Here is a 7,338-nt window from a genome sequence, read left to right on the forward strand (position 1 = left end):
GGTGTGGGAGAGTAGGTCGCCGCCGACATTCAACGTTTGTTGTGGGCCCCCGCCGGAAGGCGGGGGCCCACATTTTTTATGCCTTTATCGAGCGTGGCCGACCGCTACGGCAGGGCGGCCTCGATCGCCTCGGTGACCTCCGGCGAGGTCGGCTCGGTGCGCGGACGGAATCGGCGCAGCACGGTGCCGTCGGTGCCGATCAGGAACTTCTCGAAGTTCCACTGCACGTCGCCTGCCGCGCCCTCGGCGTCGGGGGTGGCGGTGAGCTGGCCGTAGAGCGGGTGGCGTGTGTCCCCGTTGACGTCGATCTTCTCGGTGAGCGGGAAGGTGACGCCGTACGTGGCGGAGCAGAAGGTCGCGATCTCTTCGGCGGTGCCGGGCTCCTGGCCGCCGAACTGGTTGCATGGCACACCGAGCACGGTGAAGCCCTTCTCGGCGTAGCGCTCCTGGAGCTCCTCGAGGCCGGTGTACTGCGGGGTCAGGCCGCACTTCGAGGCGACGTTGACCACCAGCACGGCGCGGCCGCGTAGCGCCTCGAGATCGAAGGGCTCGCCGTTGAGCGCGGCGATCGGGGTGTCGTAGAGAGCCATGATCCTGAGCCTACGACCGGCCGTGGCGCCGCCGCCAAGGACGACCTTCCGGTCACAACGGCAGCCCGAGGAGCTGCCCGCTGCGTAGGTTGCGGTTGCCGAGTGGGCCGTCCAGGTGATCACCGGGGCCTGGTCACTGTCGAGCACGGGCCGGCGCCGAGGTGAGGGGACGGTGATGTGCCCGCCGTGAGTACCCGCGTTATCCCATCGAGATCGGAGACGGCCCCGGTCGCCGTACCCGGATACCGCGACTGCTCCTCTGGGGCACGTCGTCGAATGCGAAATGGAGATCGGAGTCACGCCTGGCCGGTTCTCGCGAGAAGGGCAGCGCCCGGCCAGCACGAGGATCGCCCACCCGTCAGCGCGCGGCACGAGGCGCGTAAAGGAACAGTGGTACCCCGGCGTAGGCGAGAATGGGCAGCCGGGAAGAGGGCGTCTCCCCGCGGATGAGCCATTCCGTGGCGCCGATTCCGTGGCGGTCTGATCACACGGTCTGCGTGGGTACGAGAGTTCGGTTCTGGGTGGCGGTGTGCGCCGGTTCGCCGTGCCGCCGAGGGAGCAGCCGGAATCGCAGCCGGCAGACGACGGCGTCGGTATGCCGCTCGGCATAGCGGGCAACCACGGCGCCGCGCCGATTGAACAGCACCCGCTGCCACCAGTGGTCGGGAGCGACCTCGCCGACGAGCAACAGCGCGCGTTCCCCTGCGGGCTCGGAGACGCTGCGCAGGTAGCGCGCGATCGCCGGCCCGAGCACCCGGCTGGGCCTGCCGCGTTCGTCGACGGCGGTGAGCAGCACCAGGGGGACGTCCGGGCGCCATTCCTGCCAGCGATCCTGGAATGCGTCGGCCTGCGCGCGGTCCTCGCTCTCCTCACCGAGCACGACATGCACGGCAACTGTCCGGCTGCCCATCGACAGCGCCGCCGACAGGCTTTCCTCGGCCAGCCTGCTGATGCCGACCACGGGCACCACGACCACGGAGGCTGTGGGCCTGGGCGGCTGCGGGCACTGGTCGACCTCGAGCACGTGACCGATCCGGGCGTAGGAGCGCCGCACACCGACGAACAGCAGCACGAGAAGTGGGATCACCAGCACGATCAGCCACGCCCCCGCCGTGAACTTCTCCGCAGTGAGGACGATCGCCGCTGCCCCGGTCAGCGTCACGCCCAGCACGCTCAGCGCGGCTTTCTGCTGCCACCGCGGCCCGCGCTGCGTCCACCAGTGCCGCAGCATGCCGGCCTGGCAGAGCGAGAACCCGACGAAGACTCCGATGGCGAACAGCGGCACGAGCACGGCGACCTGGCCGGCGGAGAACAGGAGCAGCGCGCCCGACAACACCGCCAGCACGACGATCGATGCGCGGTAGACCTGCCGGTCTCCCCGCAGGCCGAACACGTGGGGCAGGGCCCCGTCGGCGGCCAGCCGCGCGGCCAGCACCGGGAGTCCGCCGAAGGAGGTGTTGGCGGCGAGCCCGAGGAGTACGACCGTGGCCAACTGCACCACCACGTACAACGTGCCCGTCCCGATCGAGCCCTCGGCCAGCAGAGACAGCAGCGTGCGCCCTGTCACCGGACCCGCATGGAACATCTCGACCAGTACGGCGAGCCCGATCAGCAAGGTGCCGAGAATGAGCCCGAGCCCCGCCTCAGCCCGCCGTGCCCGCGCACGGCCCGGGGTGCGGAACGACGGCGTGGCGTTCGCGATCGCCTCCACCCCGGTGAGGGCGGAACATCCGTTCGCCAACGCGGCGAGGACCAGCAGGATCCCGACGGCCTGCGGCGTGATCACCGGATCCGCCGGCGGTAGCGGCGCCATCGGGCCGCCGCGCACGAGGCCCACGACGATGAGCACCACCAGCGATCCGACGAAGACCAGGGCGGGTAGCGCGAAGAGCTTCCCGCCGGTGACGACGCCGCGCAGGTTCACGCCGGTCACCAGAATCAGCACCGCGATGCACAGCTCCACGGTCCACGGCAGCAACTCGGGGAACGCTGACGTCAGAGCGGCCACCCCGGCGGCGACGGAGACGGCCACGTTGAGCACGTAGTCGACCACCAGCGACGCTGCTGCCACCAGGCCCGCCCGGCGTCCCAGGTTGTCCCTGGCGACGGTGTAGGCCCCGCCGCCGTCGGGATACGCGGCGATGACCTGCCGGTAGCAGACGACGAGCACGGCCAGCAGCCCGACGATCACGAGCGTGACCGGCACGGTGAGCCCGATCCCTGCGGCGCCCGCCACGCCCAGGGCGAGCACGATCGACTCGGGGCCGTACGCGCAGGACGCCAGCGCGTCCAGCCCGAGAGCGGCGATGCCGGTCGTCGCGGTGAGCCGGTGGCGTTCCTCTGCGATGGGGCGCACCGGCCGTACGCGGCGGAGACCGGCAGCGACCTGGGTCATCAGGAGCTTCTTCCTGCGGCAGAGAAAGCCGCCGTCATGCCTGCGGAGGCGGCTGCACCCCGCGGCGGTGATCTTCCGACCGCGGCCGATATCGGGCAGCTGTTCCTCACGACTTCTTGACGAGTGACGCAGCACACCCGGATGACTCATCGCGAGCGCGTCAAGAACGACCGCGTCCGCGACAAGGCGGAGTTTGAGAAGCTGCTGTATACCCCTGACAGCGCGGAAGACTGCGCTTCACGGGTTGTCGGACAGGCCGGCCTGTTCCAGATCGAGGATGTGGTGGATACGGCGCCGGGTGCTGTCGCTGACGGCGCCCTGCTCGTGCAACCGCTCGAGCTCGGCCGCTTCGATGTTGAGCAGGTCCTGGCGGAGTTGCCGGTAGGCGGTGGACGCCGCCGTCTCCACGGGATCCGCGCTACCGCGCGCCACGACCCGGGCGAGCCTGGCCTTCCAGCTTTGCCGGAGCTCCTCGATGGTGAACTCGGGTGCGGTCTCGGAGTCCTGAATGTCGTCGAGATAGCGCAGCGCTGCCTCGGCGAGCTGTGCCCGGGCGGTGGCCTGCTCCTGGCTGAGATGGGTGGCCGTCAGCGCGATTCCGGTGCTGTTGACCAGCGGCGCGAGCGTGAAGCCTTGCCCGATCAACGTGATCACGATGACCGCGATGGTGAGCACGAGAACCAGGTCGCGTTCGGTCTGCCCGACCGAGGAGCCCTCGGCCAGGGGAATCGACAGGGCGGCGGCGAGGGGGACGACCCCCCGTGCTCCGGCCCACGACACCACGACGGGCGCTCTCCAGGACAGCGCGCCGTCCGACTTGTGCCGGGACAGCGCGGCAAGCGGGAAGATCCACAGCACCCGGACGACCACCAGCGTCGCGGCGATCGCCAGGGCCTGGAGGGGCCACTGGGACTGGTTCCCCGCGAGCCTGCTCACCAGGCCGGGTAGCTGCATGCCGATCAACCCGAAGATCACGCGCTCGAGTACGAAGACGATGGTCTGGAAGACGGCGTTCAGTTGCAGACGGATCCGGGCGGTGGTGAGCTTCCGGGCCTGCGTGCCGAGGATGACGCTGGTCACCACCACGGCGGTCACCCCGGACGCCGATATCGACTCGGCTGCCACATAGGCGAGGTAGGGCGTGAGCAGGCAGACGACCGTTTCGAGGACCGGGTCCATCGTCCGGCGCCGGATCACGTAGGCGCCCAGTGCCACCAGACCCCCTACGAGGACACCGCCGCCGGCGAGCAGTGCGAAGGTGCCGGCCGTCGAGGCCCACGTGATCGATCCCGCGGCCACCGCCGCCGTCAGCGCGACCCGGAACAGCAGCAGGCTGGTGGCGTCGTTGAACAGGCTCTCCGCCAGTACCAGGGCCTGGATCCGGGGCGGGAGCGCGAGCCGTCGACCCAGCGCGGTGACGGCCACCGGGTCGGTGCTGGCAAGGACCGCACCCAGCACGAACGCCATCCCGAACGGTAGTGGCGTCAGCAGGACCGTCAGGAAGGCCACGGCTGCGGCGGAGACCGCCACCAGACCGATCGACAGGACGGTGACGGACCGCCACACCGACCGAAGCTCGCGCCAGGGCAGTTCCTCCCCCGCGGCGAACAGCAGGGACGGCAGGACGATCAGGCTGACCAGCTCCGGCGTGACCTCGATGGTCGGGACGCCCGGGAGCAGGCCGACGACGACACCCACCACGACCAGCAGGGTCGGCGCGGGGAGCTGGAGGCGTCTGGCGAAGGTGGCCACCACCGTGGCAAGGGCGACCAGGAACAGGACTGTTTCGACGCTGTGCATCGACGGCGCGGGCCTCCTCGGCAGTTGCGACACAACTGCCGACCAGATTCCCGGCGCTCCGAGGGCAGCCTACGTGCGAGAGCCGACGCGCGTGGACGTTTTTCCGGGTGCGAGTACGCGGCTGGCGCGCCTGCGGGTCTCCGTCTGGCCCAAGGAACCGCAAGACATCCATAAAGGACCGCAGGTGGCGAGATGCCTGGCGCGATGTGCGGCGCGCGACACGGCCGTCAAGGTTGCATCAAGGTCAACGGTAAATCGCGTCAAGACCGTGTTGACCTGTGTTACTTCTTGGCACGGGCACACGACACTCCCCGCGGCCCGAGTCTGCCGCATGGGCGGGCCACGTTCACGTAAAAGGGGTTTTGATGGCCGATCTGGCCTTCGTGGTTCTGGTGATAGCCGGATTCGCGACGCTGGCTGTGATCCTGAGGGGGTTGGAGTCGCTGTGAACTCGGCCTCCTACATCGTGGGCGGGCTTGTCGCACTCGGCTTGCTCGTCTACCTGTTCATCGCGTTGCTGCGACCGGAGCGCTTCTGATGTCCTCGACAGTTGCCGGCCTGATCCAGGTCGGCGCAATTCTGCTGGTCCTCGCTCTGCTGTGGAAGCCCCTCGGCGACTACATGGCGCGGGTGTTCACGAGTGAGAACCACTGGCGTATCGAGGCCGCCTTCTACCGCGTCTTCCGGGTCGACGCCACCACGGAACAACGCTGGAGCACCTACGCAGCCGGTGTGCTGGGCTTCTCCTTCGTGAGCGTAATCCTGCTGTACCTGATGCAGCGGATCCAGCCGCTGCTGCCGCTGGGATTCGATCGGGGCGTCGACGGCAATACCGTGCCGGCCGCGATGGCGTTCAACACCGCGGTCTCATTCGTGACAAACACGAACTGGCAGTCCTACGTGCCGGAGACGGTGCTCGGTCACACGGTGCAGATGGCCGGGCTGACCGTGCAGAACGTGGTGTCGGCGTCTGTCGGGATCGCGGTCGCGATCGCGTTGATTCGCGGATTCGTGCGTCACAGCACGGACCGGCTCGGCAACTTCTGGGTCGACCTGACCCGCACGGTCGTACGCATCATGCTGCCGATCTCGTTCATCGCCGCGATCGTTCTCATGGCGATGGGCGTGGTGATGTCGCTCCGTTCCGGTATCGACGTGGTCTCCGTCGACGGCTCGTCGCACACGTTGCCGCTTGCGCCCACGGCGTCCCAGGAAGCGATCAAGGTGCTGGGCACGAACGGCGGCGGCATCTTCAACGCCAACTCCGCGCACCCGTTCGAGAACCCGAACGGGCTGAGCAACTTCTTCGAGTACTTCCTCGAGCTCGTGATCCCCGTGGCCCTCACCCGGACGTTCGGGACCATGGTCCGCAACACCCGCCAGGGTGTCGTCCTCGCCGTGGTCATGGGTGTCATTTGGCTGGTGTTCGTCGCCCTGGCCTGGCTGTCCGAGGCCAACCCGAACGGACCTGCGGCCATCGCGGCTGGTGGGGCGATGGAGGGCAAGGAGGTCCGGCTCGGGATACCGAGCTCGATCCTCTTCGCGATCTCGACGACCGGCACGTCGACCGGCGCCGTCAGCTCGATGCACGACAGCTACACCGGCGGTGCCGGCGGGATCACGATCCTGAACATGCTGCTCGGTGAGGTCGCGCCCGGTGGTACCGGTACGGGCCTGTACGGCATCCTGGTGCTGGCGATCATCGCGGTGTTCCTGGCCGGGCTGATGGTCGGGCGCACCCCGGAGTACCTGGGCAAGAAGCTCGGCCGGGTGCAGGTGACGGCGGCCTCGATCTCGATCCTCGCGATGCCGGCGCTCGTGCTGATCGGCACCGGCCTGGCGATCGCGCTGCCGAGCACGCTGGACGCGCTCAACAACGACGGCTCGCACGGCTTCTCGGAAGTGCTGTACGCCTACACGTCGGCATCGAACAACAACGGCAGTGCGTTCGCCGGCATCACCGTGACCAGCGACTTCTTCCAGTCCACGCTCGGCCTGGCGATGCTGTTCGGCCGGTTCGTGCCGATCCTCGCCGTGCTCGCGCTCGCCGGCTCGCTCGCGAAGCAGAAGCGGGTGGAGGCCAGTGCAGGCACCCTCCCGACGGACGGCGTTCTGTTCGGAGTGCTGGTCGGCGGCACGATCATCCTGGTCGCGGCACTCACGTTCTTCCCGGCCCTCGCGCTCGGGCCGATCGCGGAGGCCCTCTCATGAGGACGGCCATTCGTGAGCGCACGTTCTTGTCCCCCATCACAGCCGCGGCACAACTGCGGCACACGAGCGTCAGCGAGGAGCGGGCGTGAGTCTCGAAGTCAAGGAGCGTGAGCGTCCGGCCGCGCCGGCTCCCGTACCGGGCCAGGCGGTCAAGGCGGGAGCGTTCAGCCCGAGCCAGCTGTGGGAGTCGTTGCCGGAGGCGTTGCGCAAGCTGGACCCGCGCACGCAGTTGCGCAACCCGGTGATGTTCGTGGTCTGGGTCGGGTCCGTTGTCGTGACGGTGATGGCGATCATTCAGCCGTCGGTGTTCGCGTGGTGGATCGCGGTGTGGTTGTGGTTCAC

The 7,338-nt window shown here is 68.7% G+C and carries 5 protein-coding genes and 1 pseudogene; 3 read left to right on the forward strand and 3 right to left on the reverse strand.

What is annotated here, in order from left to right; translation table 11 throughout:
* Positions 1–104 precede the first annotated feature (104 nt).
* The 3 genes from MMF94_RS42915 to MMF94_RS42925 all read right to left on the reverse strand — a co-directional run bounded on the left by MMF94_RS42915 (position 105) and on the right by MMF94_RS42925 (position 4,785).
* Complete coding sequence (locus MMF94_RS42915) at positions 105–590, reverse strand: glutathione peroxidase (protein WP_241043258.1); 486 nt, start codon at positions 588–590, stop codon at positions 105–107.
* Between the two features lie 484 nt (positions 591–1,074).
* On the reverse strand, positions 1,075–2,985 hold the full coding sequence (locus tag MMF94_RS42920) for an APC family permease (RefSeq protein ID WP_241043259.1): 1,911 nt from the start codon (positions 2,983–2,985) through the stop codon (positions 1,075–1,077).
* 237 nt (positions 2,986–3,222) lie between these two features.
* Positions 3,223–4,785 (reverse strand): Na+/H+ antiporter, encoded by a 1,563-nt coding sequence (locus MMF94_RS42925; protein ID WP_241043260.1) that lies wholly within the window; start codon positions 4,783–4,785, stop codon positions 3,223–3,225.
* 445 nt (positions 4,786–5,230) lie between these two features.
* On the opposite strand from MMF94_RS42925, the gene kdpF reads away from it, so the two are divergent.
* From kdpF to MMF94_RS42940, 3 genes and pseudogenes are all read left to right on the forward strand, one after another.
* Complete coding sequence (gene kdpF / locus MMF94_RS42930) at positions 5,231–5,323, forward strand: K(+)-transporting ATPase subunit F (protein WP_241043261.1); 93 nt, start codon at positions 5,231–5,233, stop codon at positions 5,321–5,323.
* Positions 5,323–6,996: a potassium-transporting ATPase subunit KdpA gene (gene kdpA, locus MMF94_RS42935; RefSeq protein WP_241043262.1), complete on the forward strand. Its 1,674-nt coding sequence runs from the start codon at positions 5,323–5,325 to the stop codon at positions 6,994–6,996. Before kdpF ends, kdpA begins: the two co-directional genes overlap by 1 nt.
* 85 nt (positions 6,997–7,081) lie before the next feature.
* Positions 7,082–7,338 (forward strand): annotated as a pseudogene (locus tag MMF94_RS42940) (potassium-transporting ATPase subunit B); the annotation flags it as partial.

It is taken from the genome of Pseudonocardia alaniniphila, assembly GCF_022524485.1.
GTDB lineage: Bacteria > Actinomycetota > Actinomycetes > Mycobacteriales > Pseudonocardiaceae > Pseudonocardia > Pseudonocardia alaniniphila.